Origin of the sequence: Halomonas korlensis (assembly GCF_900116705.1) — a bacterium.
GTDB classification, from domain to species: Bacteria; Pseudomonadota; Gammaproteobacteria; order Pseudomonadales; family Halomonadaceae; genus Halomonas; species Halomonas korlensis.
The window spans coordinates 108,421-129,309 of sequence record NZ_FPBP01000007.1 but is presented as its reverse complement, the minus strand read 5'-3'; the positions used below and the strand labels follow the sequence as shown (position 1 = coordinate 129,309).

Annotated in this window: 22 protein-coding genes and 1 pseudogene; 18 read left to right on the top strand and 5 right to left on the bottom strand. The window is 56.7% G+C overall.

Translation table 11 applies throughout. The features are described from left to right. Positions 1 to 41 precede the first annotated feature (41 nt). On the bottom strand, positions 42 to 2,087 hold the full coding sequence (locus tag BM341_RS10995) for an ATP-binding protein (RefSeq protein WP_089795865.1): 2,046 nt from the start codon (positions 2,085 to 2,087) through the stop codon (positions 42 to 44). A 102-nt stretch (positions 2,088 to 2,189) separates the two neighbouring features. Here BM341_RS10995 and BM341_RS10990 point away from each other — a divergent pair, with 102 nt between their 5' ends. The 8 genes from BM341_RS10990 to BM341_RS19530 all read left to right on the top strand — a co-directional run bounded on the left by BM341_RS10990 (position 2,190) and on the right by BM341_RS19530 (position 9,053). After that, on the top strand, positions 2,190 to 2,558 hold the full coding sequence (locus tag BM341_RS10990; protein ID WP_089795863.1) for a group I truncated hemoglobin: 369 nt from the start codon (positions 2,190 to 2,192) through the stop codon (positions 2,556 to 2,558). A 91-nt stretch (positions 2,559 to 2,649) separates the two neighbouring features. Next, positions 2,650 to 2,877 carry a hypothetical protein gene (locus BM341_RS10985; protein ID WP_089795861.1) on the top strand — a complete coding sequence of 76 codons (228 nt, stop codon included), beginning with the start codon at positions 2,650 to 2,652 and terminating at the stop codon, positions 2,875 to 2,877. Positions 2,878 to 2,964: 87 nt separating this feature from the next. Then, a complete protein-coding gene (locus BM341_RS10980; protein WP_089795859.1) occupies positions 2,965 to 3,576 on the top strand; it encodes a class I SAM-dependent methyltransferase in 612 nt (203 codons plus the stop codon). A gap of 57 nt (positions 3,577 to 3,633) precedes the next feature. Next, a complete protein-coding gene (locus tag BM341_RS10975; RefSeq protein ID WP_089795857.1) occupies positions 3,634 to 4,155 on the top strand; it encodes a GNAT family N-acetyltransferase in 522 nt (173 codons plus the stop codon). Positions 4,156 to 4,192: 37 nt separating this feature from the next. After that, entirely contained in the window at positions 4,193 to 5,065 is an 873-nt protein-coding gene (locus BM341_RS10970) for a DMT family transporter (protein ID WP_089795855.1), read from the top strand. A gap of 44 nt (positions 5,066 to 5,109) precedes the next feature. Then, positions 5,110 to 5,592, top strand: a complete 483-nt coding sequence (locus tag BM341_RS10965) for a DUF1772 domain-containing protein (RefSeq protein ID WP_175507848.1) — start codon at positions 5,110 to 5,112, stop codon at positions 5,590 to 5,592. Positions 5,593 to 5,834: 242 nt separating this feature from the next. After that, the gene (gene katG, locus BM341_RS10960) at positions 5,835 to 8,033 is read left to right on the top strand and encodes a catalase/peroxidase HPI (RefSeq protein WP_089795852.1); all 2,199 of its coding nucleotides are present in this window, start codon (positions 5,835 to 5,837) and stop codon (positions 8,031 to 8,033) included. Positions 8,034 to 8,438: 405 nt separating this feature from the next. Continuing rightward, entirely contained in the window at positions 8,439 to 9,053 is a 615-nt protein-coding gene (locus BM341_RS19530; RefSeq protein ID WP_089795850.1) for a DUF1294 domain-containing protein, read from the top strand. 74 nt (positions 9,054 to 9,127) lie between these two features. On the opposite strand, the gene BM341_RS19800 is transcribed toward BM341_RS19530, so the two are convergent. After that, positions 9,128 to 9,259 (bottom strand): phage integrase N-terminal SAM-like domain-containing protein, encoded by a 132-nt coding sequence (locus BM341_RS19800; RefSeq protein ID WP_425431995.1) that lies wholly within the window; start codon positions 9,257 to 9,259, stop codon positions 9,128 to 9,130. A gap of 340 nt (positions 9,260 to 9,599) precedes the next feature. On the opposite strand from BM341_RS19800, the gene BM341_RS10950 reads away from it, so the two are divergent. The 4 genes from BM341_RS10950 to BM341_RS10930 all read left to right on the top strand — a co-directional run bounded on the left by BM341_RS10950 (position 9,600) and on the right by BM341_RS10930 (position 13,412). Next, a complete protein-coding gene (locus BM341_RS10950) occupies positions 9,600 to 12,008 on the top strand; it encodes an SIR2 family protein (RefSeq protein WP_089795848.1) in 2,409 nt (802 codons plus the stop codon). A gap of 237 nt (positions 12,009 to 12,245) precedes the next feature. Continuing rightward, positions 12,246 to 12,392 carry a type II toxin-antitoxin system Phd/YefM family antitoxin gene (locus BM341_RS19795; RefSeq protein WP_425431992.1) on the top strand — a complete coding sequence of 49 codons (147 nt, stop codon included), beginning with the start codon at positions 12,246 to 12,248 and terminating at the stop codon, positions 12,390 to 12,392. A 92-nt stretch (positions 12,393 to 12,484) separates the two neighbouring features. Then, positions 12,485 to 12,688 carry a type II toxin-antitoxin system YoeB family toxin gene (locus tag BM341_RS10940; RefSeq protein ID WP_089795847.1) on the top strand — a complete coding sequence of 68 codons (204 nt, stop codon included), beginning with the start codon at positions 12,485 to 12,487 and terminating at the stop codon, positions 12,686 to 12,688. Positions 12,689 to 13,139: 451 nt separating this feature from the next. Continuing rightward, positions 13,140 to 13,412 (top strand): antitoxin, encoded by a 273-nt coding sequence (locus tag BM341_RS10930; RefSeq protein WP_089795843.1) that lies wholly within the window; start codon positions 13,140 to 13,142, stop codon positions 13,410 to 13,412. Between the two features lie 137 nt (positions 13,413 to 13,549). On the opposite strand, the pseudogene BM341_RS10925 reads toward BM341_RS10930, so the two are convergent. Together BM341_RS10925 and BM341_RS10920 are read right to left on the bottom strand one after the other, a co-directional pair. After that, a pseudogene (locus tag BM341_RS10925) lies at positions 13,550 to 13,759 on the bottom strand (hydroxymethylglutaryl-CoA lyase); the annotation flags it as partial. 100 nt (positions 13,760 to 13,859) lie between these two features. Further along, on the bottom strand, positions 13,860 to 14,231 hold the full coding sequence (locus BM341_RS10920) for an antibiotic biosynthesis monooxygenase family protein (protein WP_089795841.1): 372 nt from the start codon (positions 14,229 to 14,231) through the stop codon (positions 13,860 to 13,862). A gap of 75 nt (positions 14,232 to 14,306) precedes the next feature. Here BM341_RS10920 and BM341_RS10915 point away from each other — a divergent pair, with 75 nt between their 5' ends. From BM341_RS10915 to BM341_RS10905, 3 genes are all read left to right on the top strand, one after another. Beyond that, positions 14,307 to 15,461 carry an IS701 family transposase gene (locus BM341_RS10915; RefSeq protein ID WP_089795839.1) on the top strand — a complete coding sequence of 385 codons (1,155 nt, stop codon included), beginning with the start codon at positions 14,307 to 14,309 and terminating at the stop codon, positions 15,459 to 15,461. A 458-nt stretch (positions 15,462 to 15,919) separates the two neighbouring features. Next, positions 15,920 to 16,621, top strand: a complete 702-nt coding sequence (locus BM341_RS10910; protein ID WP_089795837.1) for an aspartate/glutamate racemase family protein — start codon at positions 15,920 to 15,922, stop codon at positions 16,619 to 16,621. 204 nt (positions 16,622 to 16,825) lie between these two features. Continuing rightward, a complete protein-coding gene (locus BM341_RS10905; RefSeq protein WP_089796002.1) occupies positions 16,826 to 17,326 on the top strand; it encodes a VOC family protein in 501 nt (166 codons plus the stop codon). Between the two features lie 268 nt (positions 17,327 to 17,594). Here the strand turns inward: BM341_RS10905 and BM341_RS10900 are convergent, their stop codons facing one another. Beyond that, the gene (locus BM341_RS10900; protein ID WP_089795835.1) at positions 17,595 to 18,017 is read right to left on the bottom strand and encodes a site-specific integrase; all 423 of its coding nucleotides are present in this window, start codon (positions 18,015 to 18,017) and stop codon (positions 17,595 to 17,597) included. A 267-nt stretch (positions 18,018 to 18,284) separates the two neighbouring features. Here BM341_RS10900 and BM341_RS18985 point away from each other — a divergent pair, with 267 nt between their 5' ends. The 3 genes from BM341_RS18985 to BM341_RS10890 all read left to right on the top strand — a co-directional run bounded on the left by BM341_RS18985 (position 18,285) and on the right by BM341_RS10890 (position 20,889). Beyond that, the gene (locus BM341_RS18985) at positions 18,285 to 19,298 is read left to right on the top strand and encodes a hypothetical protein (RefSeq protein ID WP_139233001.1); all 1,014 of its coding nucleotides are present in this window, start codon (positions 18,285 to 18,287) and stop codon (positions 19,296 to 19,298) included. A 38-nt stretch (positions 19,299 to 19,336) separates the two neighbouring features. Continuing rightward, on the top strand, positions 19,337 to 19,879 hold the full coding sequence (locus BM341_RS18980) for a hypothetical protein (protein ID WP_139233000.1): 543 nt from the start codon (positions 19,337 to 19,339) through the stop codon (positions 19,877 to 19,879). 260 nt (positions 19,880 to 20,139) lie between these two features. Next, positions 20,140 to 20,889, top strand: coding sequence for a hypothetical protein (locus BM341_RS10890; RefSeq protein ID WP_139232999.1), 750 nt, complete (start codon positions 20,140 to 20,142; stop codon positions 20,887 to 20,889).

The window sequence follows — 20,889 nt, the reverse complement described above, 5'->3', positions numbered from 1 at the left end:
CCCCGCGTGGTCTCGCCGGCAGGCGGCGTGGCTGAGCGCAGTCAGGTCTTCCAGTTCACCGGTGCGCGGGGATCCGGCTCGTAGGCGAAATAAGTGCCGGTGCGTATCGTCCGCGCCAGGTGTTCGCCGAGGCTCGAATGGTGCCGGGCGATCCGGTCCAGGGCGTAGCGCAGCGAACGGGTCGTGCTGGTGCGTGCGCGCTCCACGCCACCCCCGACGGTACGGGCCCGACCGTTCAGGCCGACGCCGCGGCGGAGTTCGTCGATCAGATACTGGCGATCGGCACGTGCAAGCTCTGCGCGGTGCAGATCGTTGTTCGCCTCGGCCTCCGCGATGTCCTCTTCCGTTTCGGCGAGCCGCTGCCGATAAGCCTCGCGCGCCTTCGAGTCGAACACCTCCAGTCCGCACGGGGTACTGACGGCCAGATCCTCTGAAGGCCCGCCGATGGTGAGCGCCCCGCGCTCCACCGATACCAGGTCGAGGACGTGGAACTCCCGGCCGGGCGCCGTCAGCAGGCGTTCCAGGTAGCGCATGCCCTTGAGGTCCCTCAGGTGGACGGTGGTGTCGCCGAAGGTCACCGTTCGCATATCCCCCTCGCAACAGAAGACGCAACGCTCGGGACTGGCAGCTTGTCGCGAGGCGGTTGCCGGAACCTGTTCGCGAGCTCGTTCCGCCCAAAACCCGGCGTTGAGTTCATCGAAGGCTCGACAGGCGGCGTCGAGCTCGAGCTCGGCCGACCTGTCGTCGCCCGCCGCGCGGTGCGCTGCGGCGAGCATGACGCGCAGACTCGCCGCCTCGAACGGCATTCGCAGTGTGACCCATTCCATGACGGCCTCGCTCAGCAGCCGGATCGCCTCGCTTGCCAGCCCGTCGTGCAGCGCCAGGCGTCCCTTCGCGGCGATTGCCGCGTTGTGCAAGGTGCGGCTCTGGTACGTCCGGGCGATCTGGGCGAGGTCGGTGGCGGCTTCTCGCGCCGCGTCAGCGTCGCCGGCCGCCAGCGCGATCACCACCTGGGCCTCGCGCAGGGGCGCGCGTCTCAGGCCCCCCGTCGGCGGGCGCTCCTTCGAGGGAATATCGAACGGAGACGCCAGGGCGCTCGCGATCATCGAGCAGGCTTCCTCGACGCGTCCTTGGGCCAGCCGCAACAACGCCAGCCCCGGCTGCGGGAGCCAGGCATTCTGGTGCGCCGCCAGGAACGCATCCTCGGCACCCGCGAAATCCCCCTTCTGCAGCCGCGTATTGCCGAGCTCGGTCAACGGCCAGCCGAACTCTCGCCGCATCCACGGTCGCAGTTCTTCGCAGGCCAGCAAGGCTTCCTGTTCGGCGGCGTCGCAAGGCCCGCGCAGGCGCATGATCTCCGCCTGGTGTACCCGGCAGCGACCGTGGAGGCCCCCGAACGCGGCGCCCTGGCGCCAGCGCTCCATGGCTTCGGTCCATTCTTCGGCGCGGTCGTGCTGGCCGATCCACTGCATCGCGCAGATGAGCTCGCACCACATCTGCCCGGTGGTGAGGGGGTCGAGGTTGCCCGAGCTCAGCGCCACAGCTACATCGTCCAGTGCGCTCAGCCCTGCGTCCAGCTCGCCGTCATTAATGCGGACCCTGGCCAAGGCCACCTGGCCGATGATCGACGGCGGCGCCAGGGCGTGCCTTTTCCCTCCATCCATGGCCCGTTGGGCCCACTGCCTCGTGCTCGGCATATCACCACACATCAAGCGTTCGTAGGTCCGCACTGCAGCGAGCCACGCCCAGACTGGACTCTCGGGCGCGTCTTCCACCAGGCGTTCCGCCCGCGACAGCCAGGCACGCACGGTGGCCATCAGGCCGGTGTCCATCATCAGGTACATGCCCACCATGACCGCAGCGAACGCCGCCTCGTGGGTACGGTGGTCTTCCAGGTGAAGGTGATAAAGATCGCCATACGCGGTCAGCGTGCCTTCCAGATCGCCGACCCCATACGCCGCCTGGGCGCGCAGCTCCAGCAGCTCGGCCGAGGGTGGCGCGGACAGTTCGGCGAGCAGCTCCCGTGCCCGGACGAAGTTGCCGCTGTCGAGGGCAGCGTGAACCGGCGATAGCTCCGTTCCCGTCATCGCTTTAGCCCTTCTTGTTCCGGTTGTCACAAGAATTGTCACGCTCTCTTGGATAGGTGCCACTGCACCTGACGAGAAATCCTTCAAAAGGGAGTAGGTGCCATGAGTAACATCCTATATGACAGGCTCGGCGGCCGCGCAGGTATCGACAAGCTCGTCGATCGCATTGTCGAGCTGCACCTCCAGAATGACGTCGCCGGCCCCCGGTATCGTGCCCTCGACACAGCGGCAATTGACCACGCCCGCGAGAAGGTCAAGGAGTTCCTCGCGGCCGGCTCCGGCGGACCGGTGGAATACACGGGTCGCTCGATGATCGAGACGCACACCGGGATGAACGTCAGTGCGGCCGAATTCGTCGCCGTGGTCGACGACATCATGCAAGCCATGAGGGAGTTGGACTATCCGCAACCGGTCTGCAACGAAGTTCTGGGCGTTGCCTATTCGCTCAAGGGGGAGATCGTTCATCGATAGGCAGCACGCTGCTCTGCTGGTTGCCTTCGGCGGCCAGCTTGGCGGACCCCTGGCCGACCTGGCGAGCCTGATGCCAATGCATTGAGCCGCGATGCTCGGCGGGCGCCTAAAGAAACGTCTCCAACTCCTCTGCACCTATATGCCGCCGGTGGTGATCACCACCACGATGTCGCCCTCGGGAGGTAGCGCCACGGCGCTTTCTGCAGGGCGGCCACGCCGTGCCGCCGATCAGCCCGTCACGAGGGGCGGGTACGCCCAGGCGCGAGGTCGCCGATACAATGCCGTGATCAACCTGGCGCGAGTCGATATTTTCCTGTAATACAACGACTACTACCGTGGGGCGCAACCTGCACGCGGCGCGTGCCGCCAGGTCTGCAGCTACTGCATAGTCACTACAGGAGCCGTGATGCGCAGCTTCATATACGACATTCTTATTCTCAGACTCACTTCTCGGTGGTACGCCGAGGTGCTGAAGCGTATACCCGAGGGTGCCGCCGTGCTGGATGTGGGTATTGGTCCAGCAAGCGCGCTGTTGGCCAATGCCGAGCTGGTGAAGCGAAAGCGTCTGCGCGTGACGGGCATCGATATCGACGCCGACTACATGCAGCGCGCCCGGCGAAGGCTTCGGGAATCTCAGTTGGCCGACCATGCCGAGTTTCGTCTCGAGTCCGTCTACGATCACCGGGGCGGGCCTTATGATGTCGTGTATTTTTCGGCAAGCTTCATGCTCATGCCTGAGCCTGAGCAGGCGCTGCGGCATTGTTGCGCCCTTTTGCGCCCAGGCGGGCATATCTTCTTCACGCAAACCATCGAGAAGCGTCCCACCCGTTGGATGGAGATCCTTAAACCCGCACTGAAACGGATGACGAGTGTCGATTTCGGCCAAGTGACCTACGAGGACGCCTTTAAAGTTCAGATTCGTGCTGCCGGCATGGAACTGGAGGAGTTCACCTTCATGTCGCATCATGGAGGTCGAGCGTCGTGTCTTGCCGTGGCTAGGCCGACTAGCGTGAGCTAAAGTCGCGAGGGCATGAAAGCGCTTCCTTGGCGGGATCGTAAAGTGGCCGCTGTTTTTATGAGGAAGCCACCCAGGAGGGAAGAAAACATACGCATCGCGCGTCTCGACAGCGACTCGCCCCATGTGGCTCTTCTGGCCAAGTGGACTCACGCCACCTGGGGGCATCTGCACCCCGGCAGAAGCCTGGACACCGCCATTGCCATACTGCGCGACGAATGCGGCGCGGGAGGCGTGCCGTCGGTGTTCGCCGCCCTGCATGGCGATACCCCGGTGGGCACAGCGAGCCTGGTGGCCGACGACATGAGCGACCGTCGCGATCTTACGCCCTGGCTGGCCTCGGTCTTCGTGCCTCCTGAGTGGCGTGGCCAGGGTGTTGCCTCGCGGCTGGTCCGGCGTGTGGAGCAAGAAGCGCAGGCCCATGGGCATGATCGCCTCTACCTCTACACGCCGGACCAGCAGCGGCTCTACCGGCAACTGGGATGGCGCGACCTCGAGGCGCGCGACTACCACGGCGAGGCGGTGTCCATCATGCGTCGCGATGTCAGTATGCCTTCTCGCAATATCGCCATCACCCGCTGATCGAGCCGTCTATCAAGCGGGGTAACAAGGAGGTTGCATGGCAAGATTGAGTACGGCATTCGTGGTATTGGCGGCGCTATGCTGGGGCCTGTCAGGCGGCATCGGCGGGATGCTGATCGCCGACAGTTGGGACCCCATCGTAGTGTCGTTTTACCGGGGCGCGATCGGGCTGGTGTTCGTGCTCGTCTGGCTCGCCGTTCGCCCGCAGGGCAGCGGCCTGGGCAGTCGCCGACTATGGGGCTGGTCGCTGATGGCGGGTCTCGGCGTGGCTGGCAATTTCACCTTCTATTTCCTGAGCATCTCCGAGGGCAGTGTCGCGGTGGCGGCGACGCTGATGTACTGCGCCCCGGTGTTCGTCTTTCTCGTCTCCTTCGCCCTGCGGCTCGAACGACCCACGCCACTCAAGTGGGCCGCGATCGTCATGGTCATGCTGGGGATCGTGCTGCTGACGCGTATCTATGACGTGCAGCCGGGTGGGGTGACCCCGATCGGCGTCGCCGCCGGGCTGCTCGCTGGGCTGTCCTATGCGGTGTTCATCTTCGGCTTCAAGTACGCCGCACCACACGGCAGCCCCCAGGCGATTCTCGCCATTGCCTTTTCGGCACTCGCCTTCATCCTGTTCTGGCTGGGCGATGCCGGCCAGACCCTGGCGGTGCTGAGCACGTCGAGCTGGCCGCTCTTCGTCACGCTTGGCGTGCTGGGCGCCGGCCTGTCGTTCATTTTCTATGTCGTCGGGTTGAACTATACCGCGCCGGCCGTAGCCTCCATCGTGGCCATGGTCGAGCCGGTCACGGCGTCGCTGTTCGGGGTCGTGGTGTTGGAGGAAAGCCTGGGCGCGATCCAGCTTGTCGGCATGGCCCTGATTCTGATCACGGTGACGGTGTTGAGCGTCTCCTCGAGCGGTCGATGAGCCACTGCTCCTGCTACGACGTCAGGTCATCGAAGGAGGTGGTCTTGCTTCGGATATGGTGGCAAGTGACGCTGCTTCTTGCGGCACTTGGTCTCGTCATGGGGGGTGCCCATGTGCTCGAGCTACCGGTTAGGAAGCAGTACGAACCGGAGTTCTACCTGCAGGTCACCTCGACCCTGTACCAGTACTTTGGACTTGTCGGCGGGCCGGTGCAGGTCATGGCCTTGCTCGCCGCTGCCGTGCTGGCCTGGCTGGTCCGAGATCGCGTCGCCTTCCGGTCGACGCTGGCGGGAGCGGTATGCCTCGGCCTTTCCCTGGCGCTCTGGTTCCTGCTGGTGCAACCGGTAAACGCTGCCTGGGCAGAGGCGTTGCAGGCTGGCTCGGCCGATGCCGTGCAGTCATATGCGCAACTGCAAGATCGCTGGGAATTCGGCCATGTTATCGCCTTCGTCGCCTGGTGCCTTGGCTTCACGTTGTTGCTCAATGGGCTGCTTCGTGAGGCATTTGCTTCGTCTTCCGGGCGCTGACGAGGGGCGGTATAGCTTTCCAGTACGGCTGGGCGATTTCCTTTATAGATTGTTCCTATCGAGGCGAAAGCCGCTCTACTGCTTGACGGCTTCGTTCCTGAATCCTTCACTGTAGATTGATGGCTTATAGAATCTCTCGATGCCTTCCATGTCGGGCCTCAAGGGTGTTCCGACACTTGCGGCGATTCAGGATCGTCGCCTGGACTGCCCTGTAGGCCCACCATCCAGCCCAGGAGAATACCGTGTCCGATCAGAAGTCTACACGCCCGGAGTGGGGTGCACGTACTACACCACGCCTGCAAGGCAACGAGCACTGGTGGCCCGACCAGCTCACCCTCAACGTGCTGCACCAGAAGCATCCCGACGCTAGCCCGTTCGGTGCAGACTTCCGCTACGGCGAGGCGTTCTCGCAGCTCGACGTCAACGAACTCTCCGCCGATGTCGATGCGCTGATGACCGACTCGCAGGAGTGGTGGCCCGCCGACTGGGGCCACTACGGGCCGTTCTTCATCCGCATGTCGTGGCACGCGGCCGGCACCTACCGGGCGCTCGATGGCCGCGGTGGCGGCGGCACCGGCGCGCAGCGCTTCGCGCCGCTCAACAGTTGGCCCGACAACGGCAACCTGGACAAGGCGCGCCGGCTGCTGTGGCCGATCAAGAAGAAGTACGGCGAGAAGATCTCATGGGCCGACCTGATGGTCTTCGCCGGCAACCGGGCGCTTGAGACGATGGGTTTCAAGACCTTCGGTTTCGGCTTCGGCCGCGCCGACATCTGGGCGCCTGAGGACGACATCTACTGGGGCCCGGAGACCGAGTGGCTCGCGACCGGTGATGAGCGCTACACCGGTAGTTGGGAAGACGGCAGCCGCGTTCTCGACAACCCGCTTGCCGCGGTCCAGATGGGGCTGATCTACGTCAACCCCGAGGGCCCCAACGGCGTGCCGGACGCGGCGAAGTCCGCCCAGGATGTGCGCGAAACCTTCGCCCGCATGGGAATGAACGACCGCGAGACCGTCGCGCTGACCGTGGGCGGCCACACCTTCGGCAAAATGCACGGCAACGGGCCGGCGGACGCCGTCGGCGAGGCGCCCGAGGGTTCGAAGATCAACGAGATGGGGATCGGCTGGGCCAACAAGCATGAGACCGGCCTCGGTGAGTACACCATCACCTCGGGCCTCGAGGGCGCCTGGACCCCCACGCCGACCAAGTGGGACAACAGCTACCTTGAGACGATCTTCGCCCACGAGTGGGAGGTCAAGAAGTCCCCGGCCGGCGCCAACCAGTGGGAGCCGGTCGAGGTCAAGGAGGGGTTCTGGGTGCCCGATGCTCACGTGCCGGGCAAGAAGAACCCGCCGGTGATGACCGCCGCCGACATGGGGATGATCGTCGACCCGACCTACCTCGAGATCTCCAAGGAGTATCGCGAGAACCCGGACGTCCTCGCCGATGAGTTCGCCCGTGCCTGGTACAAGCTGCTGCACCGCGACATGGGGCCGCGCGCCCGCTACCTTGGCCCGCAGGTGCCCAACGAAGTGCTCGTCTGGCAGGACCCGGTACCCGAGCATCAGGGACCGCTGGTCAACGATCAACAGATCGCCACGCTCAAGCAGCAGATCGCCGACTCCGGCCTCACCGCCAAGCAACTGGTGGCCACCGCCTGGGCCTCGGCCTGCACCTACCGCCAGACCGACCACCGCGGCGGCGCCAACGGCGCGCGCATCCGTCTTGAGCCGCAGGCCGGCTGGGACATCAACGTGCGCTCCGGCGTGTCGGAAGTGATCGACCGGCTCGAGCAGATCAAGAACGACTCCGACGCCAACATCTCGCTGGCGGACATGATCGTGCTGGGCGGCAGTGTGGGGGTCGAGATGGCGGCCAAGGCGGCCGGGCACAACGTCACGGTGCCGTTCACCCCGGGCCGCACCGACGCGACCCAGGACATGACCGAGGTGGATACGCACGCCTACCTCGAGCCGAGACACGATGCGTTCCGCAACTACATGCAGGCGCAGACGACGTCCATCCCGGCCGAGCACCTGATGATCGACCGGGCATTCATGCTGAACCTCAGCGTACCGCAGATGACGGCGCTGCTCGGTGGCATGCGGGCCATCGGCGCCAACGCCGGTGACGGTAAAGAGGGCATTCTCACCGACCGTCCCGGCCAGCTGACCAACGACTTCTTCGTCAACCTCATCGACATGGGCACCGTCTGGGAGCCGATCGACGAGAGCGAGGAATACTTCGAAGGCCGCGACCGTGCGACGGGCGAGAAGAAGTGGACCGCGACCCGCGTCGATCTCGTCTACGGCTCCAACTCGCAGCTACGCGCCATCGCCGAGGAGTACGCCGCCAACGGTGGCGAGGAGCGGATGATCGACCGCTTCGTCAAGGGCTGGGTCAAGGTCATGGAGAACGACCGCTTCGACCTGCACCGCTGAGTCTTAGGTCCACAGCGGGAGGATGACTCCCGCTGAAGAAAAGAACCCCGGAGGCTGGACACCCAGCCTCCGGGGTTTTTCGTATGGCAGACCCAGATCAAGAGCAGCGGCGTATTGCCGCCTCATGCTTTCGTTGGCGTTGCTCTGAACGTAGCGGTTGATTAGGGTTAGCGAAAAGCCGCAGCAGACGGCTTGCGTGACCAATACTTACGCAAGGGCTGCCACACAAGTGATGACGCTTGCCATCATCCCTTGTGCTGGGTAGGGGCGGTAGCGTGCCCGTCTCTTATTTTCCTACCTCACCGATCCAGCCGTAAAAAAACCCCCAGCGATATATTTAACCGAAAGTTGACTCGGCCGCGCCTGGGCGTTCAGCTACTCCACCGTTTAGCCCGAGATAACCACATGCGGCACGAAGGCAAGCTCAAAGACTGGAACGACGGCAAGGGCTTCGGGTTTATCGCGCCAACGGCAGGTGGCCCTCGCGTGTTCGTCCACATCAGCGCCTTTCCCGGTGGCGGGCGCCGACCAAGGGTGAACGAGCCGGTTACCTACCACGTCACCCGCGACAGCCGGAACAGGCTGAGGGCACAAAAGGTGCTTTTCCAGAAAGCGGCACGTTATGCGTCCGCTCGTTCCAAAGGGCTGGTAATGGCATGCGGTGTGGCCGCTGCGTTCTTCGCACTCCTGGCGGCCTTGAACGCTGTGGGCCACGTCCCCTTGACGCTTGTCGGGGCATACGCGCTGCTGAGCGTGATTACGTTCGCCATGTATGGCTTTGACAAAGCCGCTGCACAGAAGGGCAGAAGGCGCACACCAGAAGCCACCCTTCTGTTCGGAGGCCTGATTGGTGGCTGGCCAGGTGCGCTGGTGGCGCAGCGCTTCTTTCGGCACAAAACCAGGAAGCAACCCTTTCAGGTCATATTCTGGTGCGCGGCAACGGCCAACTGTGCAGCACTCGCGTGGTTACTCTATACAGGCGAGACAGCGAGCTTTCTGGTGAATTTGCGGTTGGGCTAGGAAGAGCTTGATTCTGTGTCGAGGCCGTCGCCACATGACGCTACCCCGTAAGGTGCTCGAGAAATGCCTGAACCTCATTGGCTCCCATGTTGGCAGGGTGTGGCACGCCATGGAAACGGATGAAGTGGCTGTATCCAGTAGCAATAGGTCTTCTCGGTACGTGGGCTGTAGCGCTTCACGCGGATGGTCGCCTTCACCCGGTCCATCAGCTTTGGTGGCCTGCGGTGCGCATCCATACTCGGCTCCTCAATGTGCATGGATACGCATGCAATATTATGGGTTCTGAAAAAGCGCGTAAGCACGCAAAGCCAGCAGAGGCTGTCGAGCTATACTTTTTATAAAAATCAGGAATTTAGGATTAAAAGCACATGCTGGATAAAAATGTTGAACGTGCACGTACATTCAAGTGTAAAAACGAGCGCGTAATCTAACACTTGCTAGAAAAAAGTTTCAATATTGGAGACTTATCTGTTTGGAAGTGGGATCCGAGTAAAGTCTGAGAGACAGTCCTTAAATGAATTTAGAAGAAAGAGGTGGGTAGTTAATATGCCGGTAGAAATCGATACGCTTGCTTCTCGGATTGAACCTGAAAAAAGCATACTTTTTTTTGGTGCAGGAGCCTCAATACCGTCCAATGCTCCCTCGGTTAGCAAATTAATTAGCGCTCTGTCCAAGAAGTTTGGTATCGATAGTTCTGATTATGAGCTTTCTGAGATTACAGAGTTTATATGCGAAGATCATGACAGACGAGATCTAATACGTTTTCTTCGAGAGTCTCTTAAAAATGTAAGGCCTAGCGGAGGAATGTTAAACCTTCCCTTGTATAACTGGAAATCAATATACACTACTAATTACGACAACGTCGTTGAGGAGTCATACCGAAGAAAAGGAAAAGACTTAAAAGTTTACACGTCAAATTTTGATTTTGACGCCACGGCTGCGCCTTCTTCTCAAAAGCTATTTAAAATACATGGCACTTTAGAAAAAGATAAGTCTTTTGGCGATGCATCCAAGATTGTTATAACGGAAAGTGATTATCAGGATACGGAAGAATATAGGGATTATATTTACGACAGGCTGAAATCAGACCTTTCTGACTCACACCTAATAATAATTGGTTATTCACTTAGTGATCCAGCTATTAAAGAAATAGTAGAGCGCGCCTTAAGAATAAAAAAGGAAAGCGCATCAATTTGCAAGATATACTTATTCATGTTCAAGGAAGACAATAATAGGGCGAGAATGCTTGAGTCTAAGGGAGTTACAGTCTGCTTTGGAGGAATTGATAGTTTCTTTAATAGCCTAAGCAGGTATGCTCCTGATACTGATGTTGTTTATAGTACAGATAGCTCTACAATTGAAAAATATCCGGACCTTGTACCTGTTACTTTTGTGGTAGAGAACTTAATAAATAGCGATTCGAATGTAAGCGCAATGTATAATGGATCTGCCGCTACATATGCTGATATATCGAGTAAAATGACTTTTGAAAGAACGATTGTCGACTTGCTAGGAGAAAAAGTCAATGGAGAAGGGCCTAGATTTTATACGATACTAGGAGCTAGTGGTGTTGGTAAAACTACGGCAGCTCGACAATTGGTAAAATCTCTATACGATAGGGGATTTGACTGTTTTGAGCATAATTCAGACTATGACTTCAATCCGGACGCGTGGCTAGCTTATGCAAAAAGCCATGGAGATGATCGGAAAACGGTGGTTTTTGTTGATGATGCCCATTCTTATTTGAATAAGGTTAATATTTTAGCCGATCGGATCGCGGTAGATGGAGTTAAAAATCTATATTTAATACTAGCCTCTGTAACAAATCAGTGGTTGCCTAGAGTAAAAAGTCCCTCAATTTTTCGGCTCGGCATTGAAAAGAGGCTTGAGCGTCTCGATAGAAAAGAGATTGAAAGCCTCATCTCATTGGTAGAAAGTAATTCTGAGTTAAATCGATTGGCGGAAGAGTCCTTTAGCGGATTTTCGAGATACGAGCGGCGTCGGCGTCTAGTGGATAGATGTGATTCGGATATGTTTGTCTGCTTGAAAAACATATTCGCGTCAGAAAAGTTTGATGACATCATACTCAGAGAATATTCCGAACTCGACGATAATTCTCAAGAGATATATAGGCTTGTGGCCGCTATGGAAAATGCGGGAGTCCGCGTTCATCGTCAGTTAGTAATAAGAATGCTAAACGTTGATCCGTCAATGATTCCAGTGGTCCTTGCGAAACTTACTGACATAGTAACAGAGTATACAGTAAGTGAAAGGGAGGGAATATATGGCTGGAAAGGTAGGCATAGTATTATTGTGGGAATAATAGCTAAATATAAATTTGACGACAAGGAAGAGCTCTATAAGCTTTTTGAGTCTGTCATTGATGCTATATCTCCTACATACGAGATCGAGATAAGAAGTATTAGGGAGTTGTGCAGCGTGGATGGTGGCATTCACAGCATACCTGATAAAGGTAAAAGGAATCATATCCTGCGTAGAATGATGTCAGTGGCGCCTGGTGAACGATTACCTCGACATAGATTGATCAGGAACCTCATAGAGATGGGTGAGTTCGATAAGGCTGAAACTGAGATTAGAATATTTGAAAAGGACTTTCGCAGGGATCCTTCTGTGGAAAGATATAAAGTGAAGTTGATGGTCGAGAGGGCACAGAAGACTAACGGGCTTATGCTTGAGGATCGGAGGGTAATACTTCAACATGCGTCTGAGCTGGCTGAAACTTTGGTTGAGCGTTACAGCGATAATAAGTATGTTCTGTCTTCGTTTTGCGATGTGGGGATAGCAATGTGCGAACTGTCCGGTTGCTTTGAGATCATTGATCGCTCACTTGAAAAGTTAAAAGAGGCTGAGACGAGGGTTGGAGATCCCGACATAAGTCGTTATGTAATAAAGTACGAACGGAAGCTCGCATCACTGCTTGATTTAAAAGCATAAGATGCATGTTTGTGTTCGAGAAATTAAATAGGCATGAACAGCGATCTAGGGCAGGCACTGAAGGACAGGTTATGCATTCGTCCCCGCTAACCAGGCCAGTTATAAGACGGCTTTCTTTTTCGGCTTCGCTTCCATTTTTAGCAGCGCATGCTGGCGTCGTTACGCAAGACGTGCGTCTTGAGGTACGCACCCAAAGGCGTACACTCGGTACACAGTTAAACGCTCAAGAAGTGCGTCATGACCGAAATCACAGCAACAGAGGCGCACAGTAACCTTTACCGGTTGATCGATGAAACCGCCGAGTCCCACCAACCCATCGTTATCATGAGTAAACGGAACAGGGCTGTTCTCGTGTCCGAGGAAGATTGGTCGACAATTCGGTAAACGCTTTACCTGCTCTCTGTGCCGGGGATGCGTGAGTCTATTCGTGAAGGAATGGATACCCCCGTGGCTCAGTGCAATGAGGAGCTGGACTGGTGACTTGGAAGCTGGTTTACACCAGGCAAGCCCAGAAAGATGCGAAGAAGCTGGCCTCCAGTGGCCTCAAGCCAAACGCCCAGCAACTGTTGGCACTGATCGCGGAGGATCCCTACCGCAAGCCGCCGTTCGTGAAGCCCATTGGTGATCTTGCCGGGGCGTATTCACGCCGCATCAATATCCGGCATCGTCTGGTGTACTAGGTGATTGAAGAAGAGAAGGTGGTGAAGGTTCTCCGGCTCTGAAGCCACTACGAATAATGCATAACCAGCCGCTGTTGCCGTACAACTTTTCCACCATTTCGCGGCTCCAAAATTACCGCAAAGCTTTGGGTTAGCACTTGAGTACAAAAAGCACACAACGTGCTATGCTTTGACTCATGAAACCGATCACATGGAACCCAGAGAAGAACAAATTTCTCCAAATGGGAAGGCACGTCCCTTTCGAGGATGTGGTTTTGCACATCTCGGTTGGAGGTATCTTGGATACATTCGAGCATCCGAATCGGGAGAGGTATCCGGGTCAACGAATTCATGTGATTGAAATAGAAAGGTATGCGTATTTGGTGCCCTTTGTAGAGACAGAGGATGAGTTTTTTCTAAAAACGGTCATCCCGAGCCGGAAAGCGACCAAAACCTATTTGGGAGGTCCAAAATGAGTAGGCTGGATAAAGAAGAGCAGGAAATTCTGGATGCATTTGATGCAGGAGAACTGCAGCGGTCGCCAGACAGCGAGGATAGGAAAGCGCGGCATCAACAGTACGCCGAGGCGATGTTCAAGAAAGATGCCCGTATTAACATCTGGCTTTCTTCCAAGGATCTTCGTGGGCTTCAGAAGAAAGCTCTGGCCGAAGGTATTCCATACCAAACCCTTGTTGCCAGCATCCTCCATAAATATGTAGAAGGTCGCTTGCATGAGGATCGGTAGTTAACCAAGCCATGCACCGGATGCCAAACGCCATTTCGCTACGGTCTTGTCACCGGTGATGGCAGGCGTTAATCATCCACGACCAAAGCCCCCGAGTCAGTCATCTGGCTCGGGGGCGTTTCGTTCTGGTAGATCAATTACATCGCCGCCAGTGCCACGCCCACCTTCGATCGATTCGGCCGCCCGATGGTCTGGGTGATCCAGGTGCCGGTTTCAGCGAGCTTGTCGAGGTCGATGCCGCTTTCGATGGCGAGGCCATCGAGCAGGTAGACCACGTCTTCACTCGCCACGTTGCCGGAGACTCCCTTGGCGTAGGGGCAGCCGCCGAGGCCGGCGACGGTTTGGTCACCAACAAGGAAAGGTCATGCGGGTCGGGGGGACAATCTGTTGTGATGATTTATGGACTTATAGCGCCGGCGTCGACAATGTCTCAGCTCACGGCTTCGATCATGCGCTTGGCCTTGAGCGAGGCGCCGAGTCATGTCGTTCGCGGCTGTCCGTCGGCGCCTGCTCGCGGTCGTCCAGGCCATAGTCGCGGATCACCGCGGCCACGCGCAGGCGGTAGTCCTCGAAGACTGCCTCGCGGCCCAGGGACTGGGCGACGCGGTGGCGTTCGACCCGGCACCATTCGGTGATGGCCTCCTCGTCGCGCCAGAAGGAAAGCGAGAGCAGCTTGCCCGGCTGAGCCAGGCTCTCGAAGCGCTCGATGGAGATGAAGCCATCGATCTCCTCCAGCAGCGGGCGCAGGCCGGCGGCGATATCGAGATAGTGGTCGCGCTGGTCAGGGTGCGGCACGACTTCGAAGATGACGGCGATCATGGGAGCTTCTACTACTACAGCCGTAATTGATTGAGCTACGCTCGGAAGCAAGCCTTCTTCCGAAATAGGTGTGTCATGGTGTGCTGTGATTTCCCTGATTCCAGATGCTTCGACACTATAGCCAGCCGGCTGGGCCCGCTCTTTCTACGCTCCGAAACGCGCATGCGAGCCATGGCCTATATCAAGGGGCTGCTGAGCCAATGTGAACGCAAGAATGGCTGGCAGCTTGCCGAGTGGCTGGGCGACGCGACCCCTGATGGCGTGCAATACCTGCTTGAGCGGGCTCGCTGGGATCCAGAGGCAGTGCGTGATGTGCTGCGTCAGTGGATAACAGAATACCTGGGCTCACCAGACGGCGTACTGATCCTGGATGAAACGGGATTCATAAAGAAGGGGCAGCATTCCGCCGGTGTTCAGCGGCAGTACAGCGGTACAGCCGGGCGTGTCGAGAACAGTCAGATTGGCGTGTTTCTCTGCTATGCCAGCTCCCAGGGAAGCGCTTTCATCGATCGCGAGCTGTACCTGCCCAAGGCCTGGACACAGGATCGTGAACGTTGTCGCAAGGCCGGGATTCCCGATGAGGCCGGCTTTGCCAGCAAGCCGGAACTTGCCCGGCGGATGCTGGAACGGGCGCTCGATAAGGGTATGCCTGTCGGCTGGGTCACCGGGGATTCCGTCTATGGGGGCAACCGCAGCCTTCGCTTCTGGCTCGAGGAGCGGGAACAGCCTTTCGTCCTCGCTGTGCCATGCAATGAGCCGTTATGGTGGCAGGGGCCGGAGTATACCCGAGCCGATACGATTGCAGATGCGTTGTCGCCCGACATCTGGCGTCGGCTATCTGCCGGCAGCGGCAGCAAGGGCGAGCGCTGGTATGACTGGGCCATGACACCCTTATGGCGCCTTCAATTATCGAAAGAAGAACGACACTGGGGCCATTATCTATTGATTCGCCACTCGTGCGCTGATCCTACTGACCGGGCGTTCTACGTGGCGTTTGCTCCCCGCGATCAGGTCTCGTTGGATGCCCTGATCCGGGTCGCCGGCCAACGTTGGCCTATCGAGCAAGGCTTTCAGACCGCCAAGGGAGAATGTGGCCTGGATCAGTATGAGGTCCGTCGTTGGCCGGGCTGGTACCGGCACATCACGCTCGCTCTTCTAGCGCATGCCTTGCTCGTTGTGATGCGCCAAACAGCCCAGCAAAAAAAACATGCCATACCCGAATCGGGCTGACACTGCCGGAGATCAGGAAATTACTGACTCGCCTGGTGTGGCGGGGCATGGAGACTGCTTCGCACTGGTGGCATTGGTCCGACTGGCGTCGACAGCACCAGTACCGTGCCTGGCAGTGCCATCATAAAAGACGGCAGAAGTATGCCGAAGCTTCGCAGCAATTACGGCTGTAGTAGTAGTCAATTGATGTGAATCACGCCAGGGCGCGCGATGGCGGCCTTGCCCCGCGGCCTATGGTGGGCACTCCCACTGAACCTAGAGCCAAACGGCCCTCGAGTCACTTATCCGGTTCGGGGGCCTTGCGTTGTGTCACTCATCTGCATAACGCTCTGTTTGAGCTTCGGCATGGCCATCGGCCGCTGGCTCGACACGCCGCGCGCCTGGCGGGTCTTCAACGGCGTGATGGTGGCGCTCACCGCCGCCTGCGTGATCTTTATCCTGGGATAAGAGGAGGGAAGATGAAGACGATAGGACTGATCGGCGGCATGAGCTGGGAATCGACCCAGACCTACTACCGGCTCATCAACCAGGGGGTAAAGGCGCGACTGGGCGGGCTGCACTCCGCCCGGCTGGTGCTTTACAGCGTGGACTTCGCCGAGATCGAGGCGCTTCAGCGCCGCGGCGACTGGGCGGCAACGGCGCAGATCCTCGCCGAGGCGGCCCGCTCCCTGGCGGCGGCCGGCGCCGACTTCCTGGTGCTCGGCACCAACACCATGCACAAGGTCGCCCCCCAGCTCGAGCAGGCCGTGGAGATTCCCCTGCTGCACATCGCCGATGCCACCGCCAATGAGTTGCACCGGCAGGGCGTGACCCGGGTGGGGCTGCTGGGCACCCGCTTCACCATGGAGCAGGCCTTCTACCGCGAGCGCCTGGAGGCGCAGGGCATCCAGGTGCTGATTCCCGATGCCGCCCAGCGCGGGCGGGTGCATGCCGTCATCTACGATGAGCTGTGCCGCGGCGAGATCCGGGCTGACTCCAGGGCCGCCTACCTGGAGATCGTGGCCTCGCTGGCCGGGCAGGGCGCCCAGGGCGTCATCCTCGGCTGCACGGAGATCGGGCTCCTGATTCAGCCTGGCGATACGGACGTACCCCTATTCGACACCACCGCCATCCACGCCGAACAGGCGGTGGAGGCCGCACTTGCGACCCGGGCGTCGTAGCCCATGCCGGCCAGGACCTGTCGGATCAGCCTCCAGTGAAAACATCCTCGCCGGTTGTCGATCCGGGCCTCCTTCACGCGACTACTAGGTGAGATGTTCCGGTAGCGCACAAGGGTGAATCGGCGTCGGCTACTTGTTCGTGCCCTTGTACATGACGGGAAGCTACCGGGCGGTACTCGACCTGGAACCATGATGGAGGAGCCTATGACAAAGATTGCCAAGAACACGATCTGCCTCTGGTACGAACGTGATGTCGAAGAGGCGGCGAACTTCTACGCCAGGACCTTTCCGGATTCCTCCGTCGACGCGGTCCATCGCGCACCGGGAGACTTCCCGTCGGGCAAGCAGGGTGACGTCTTGACGGTCGAGTTCACCGTGATGGGCATACCCTGCCTCGGGCTTAACGGTGGGCCTGGAATCCAGCACAACGAGGCGTTCTCGTTCCAGGTGGCCACCGAGGATCAGGTCGAGACCGATCGATACTGGAATGCGATCATCGGCAACGGCGGCCAGGAGAGCGAGTGCGGTTGGTGCAAGGACAAGTGGGGCGTCTCCTGGCAGATTACCCCCATTGCGCTAACCAGGGCCTACACCAGCCACGACCGCGCCGCCGCCAAGCGGGCGTTCGATGCCATGATGACGATGAAGAAAATCGACATCGCCGTTATCGAAGCGGCGGTTCGTGGCAAGAAGCCGGCGGGCTAACAACCGCATGCGGCGGACGGCGCTGCATGCCACCGCTGAGGCTGAATGTTAGCTGCCCAAGCAAGGCCCCCGAGCCAATCATGAGGCTCGGGGGCCTTGCGTTTAGGGCGTCGTGCCCCTTTGGCAGCCGGCATGGATCCCGACACCCGTTGAGCGATGCCTGCGACCAATCGGGGTGTGGCATCCATCGGCACTCTCGCATACGCTGAGCGCTTAAGGTCGCTTAGACGACTGGGTGATATGCCACCAACAAGAAGCAGCGCAGGGACTACCGCAGGGGTGGCAGGGAGCCATCGTGGCTTGCAGGGTAGGGGCGGTAGCGTGGCTGAAGCCTTCCTATTACTGCTTCATGGGACAAGACGACTAGAAGACGTTGTGGTTGCCTGTCGCGCGAGAATCCTCCGATATCCCCAGGGTGGGAATCACGAATGCGACGATAGAGAAACACGAGGGCATTCAGCGCCTGGTGTTGCGTGGCCGCCGCCACCCGGCGCTCCACCGCTAAATGCTCCAGAAAGGCGCGTATCTCGGGGCCTCCCATGCCGGCATGATGACGCACGCCATGGAAACGAATGAAGTCGCGAATCCAGTAGTAGCAGTAGGTCTTCTCGGTGCTTGGGCTGTAGCGCTTTACCCGCATGGTGGCCTTTACTCTGTCCATCAGCTTCGGCGGTCTGCTTTGCGACTCCATACCGCTGCTCTCTCAATGCATGGATATGTATACAGTATTATTGGTGATGGCAAAACGTGCAAGCGCGCGAATTCTGTATAGGTGGCCGAGCTATGCTTCGGGTTTCGTCAAGTCAATAAGTTAGGTACGAAGAAGCGTGCTCGATAACATTGTTGAACGCGCAGGCGCGTTCATCCAATATCAGAGCGCGCAGTCCAATCACTGTTAACGCTCTTCAGGCAATGGAATTATTCGAATGTGTCAACAATATAAAGGTCTTGCGATAAAGTGAAGAAGTCGATCCTGATAATAACGTTGGTTGCTATAGCTATGGCACCGTTGGGTCTTTATTTTTTTAATTTTCAGTATCGGTTGTCCAATGACGCTTCCGATTGGGCAGCATTTGGCTCTTATGTTGGTGGTATATATGGTGCCCTAGCGTTTTTCGCTGTTGCATTTTCTATACATGTAACTCGAAGCCAGTTTGTGACGCAGAGCGAAGATGATGTTTTTTACAGGTCTGTCGAAAGCTTAAAGTCAAAAGCACCTATCAGGAGAGGAGAATTTGAAGACGATTTTGAAGGTGAATCCTTCGCAATAGGTTTTGTTGTCGCGATCCAAGAGGAGCTAAAAAGGCAGTCACCTCACATGGCGAGGAAAGTTTTGTGCAATAATCCAAGCCTAATATCAGAAACAAATATGGGGAAAATTATTCACTCAGTAAACTCGAGAATTAACATGACTAAAAATCAGATTGAAAGAAATGAATTCTTGGAGGAGGTAGATAAAAGGCAGGGGTTTGAGAGCAAGTGGGAATACCTGAAGTGCGTTCTCGGTGGAATAGGTGATGAATCTCCTGAAGTAGAAAATTCCTTGATGGATGCAGGCAGTGTTTCTTTCTATCGCACCGATTTCGATCATAGGAAATATTACTATGATCTCGCGTGGCAGGATACCGCACATAAATACAGTGAAGAAGTAAATGTATACCTGAGAAAGTTCGACTTTATCCTGTGTCACGTCGTGGAATCCAAAAGAAAGCTAAAGTATAAAAAATTCCTGCTTTCACAGATCTCAAAATACGATATTGTTTTATTGTATTTCTACGCACTCACTATTTATGATCATAATTTCCTGAGTTTATTGCTTAAAATTGGATTGTTGGATGAAGTTCAGCGAGATGAATGTAGATTTATTTTATTTGATTTTCCGTCTAGAGATCAGGTCGTTGCTGAGATTGCTAGTATAAGCAACAGAGTTAACAAATCGCTCAAATCGGACGTCGCAAGCGCCGCCGTTTAGCGAGGCGTTAGTCAATCAAGATAACGAGGAAGATTCCCATGCAGGAAGAAGAACTTCTAATTGACGAGTTGAACAAGATCATTGAAAAGCCGGGCGGCAAACAGGCAGTAAAGTATCTTCTGAATGCAATGGGAGGAATACCATTTGTGGGTGGAGCAATAGCAGGCGTAGGTAGTACTTGGGGTGAGAAGGAGCAGCAAAAGTTTAATGAGACAATTACTGAGTGGGCATCCCAAGCTGATACTGATATTGCAAAGTTGTTAGAAGTGCTTGGAGACCAACTCAGGGAGCCGACAAAAGCTCACCTTGCCATTTTAATCGGTGAGATAACGGGCCTAGATATTTCTTCCGTTTCAGAAGAAGCTCATATTCCTGTGATTTTGAATGGTGAAACAGTGTCAGAGCTACAACCATATATGCAAAACGGTTGGGTTTCACTTCGGTCAAATGGAAATGTCACCAATATGGGTGCGGGTAATCGAATCGGGAATTCAATAGAAGATAGGAAACGACCTTGGGGAATGGGTAATGGCTTTATCCTTACCATATCTCGTTTGTACTTCGAAGGCGAAGATGACTAACAAAGCCATTAAATTCGCTCCCTTCGGCCGCCGGACCTCGTTTCACTCGGCCGTTTATGGCGGGTGTTATACGGGCCCGGACCTGAAACTGACTATCACTGGACGAGGATCTAGTCATCGAGAACCTTACTCTAGAAGCCGTATTTGAAGTTCTGAACTCTCAGTTCTTTTCTTCACTTTCAGGTGCGCTTTTCGGGGCACTGGCTGGTGCAACTGCTGCTCACCGTATCGCAGAAAGATCGAAGAACAAAGAAAGCCTTTTGCAGGAAGTCAGAAACACAAATTCCGGTTTAATGGCATCATACATCATCTGCAATTCTTATCTGCTTTTGAAAGATCAGCAAGTAAGAGATCTTTACAATAGTTTCCGAGAAAAGCGGGAGGAGTATCAGCGAGTCATAAGTGGTGAGCTAAAAGGTCAGTACTTTGAGTACGAGGCTGATATGAGAAGGGTAATACTGCCAAAAATTCCCCTAGACCTTTTGAACCAACAGGTCTACCAGAAGATGAATCTAAACGGTCGTCCGGTATCGGCGACTGCTCAAATTGATAACACGATCGCGTCTTTGGAATCCGCCATCGAAACTCGCGATTCTGTCATTCAAATGATCAGAAGGTCGCCAGAAATGGACGAGGCTGTCAAAGCAAAGTTGTATTTTGGGTTTCCTTTACCCGATGGATCTCTAAGTACTGAATACGCGGACGCCTTGGAGGGAATCTCAACTTACGTAGACGACGTTGTATTCTACAGCAATCTTCTATGTGAGGATCTCTTCGAACATGGTCAAAAGATCCGTAAGCGACTCAAAGATCAGTACCGCGAGGAGCCCCCTGAAGTAAATAAAGTCGATTTTGCGGATGCCGAAGAGAAGGGTTTAATGCCAGACAAAGAACGGTATGCTAATTGGCTTCAAGGGCATAGGACCATTTCCTCAAATGAGAGCGAAGCTGGTTGGTTCGATCGATTATTAAAGAAAATGTCTAACAAATCGCGTAAGACGGACGCGTAA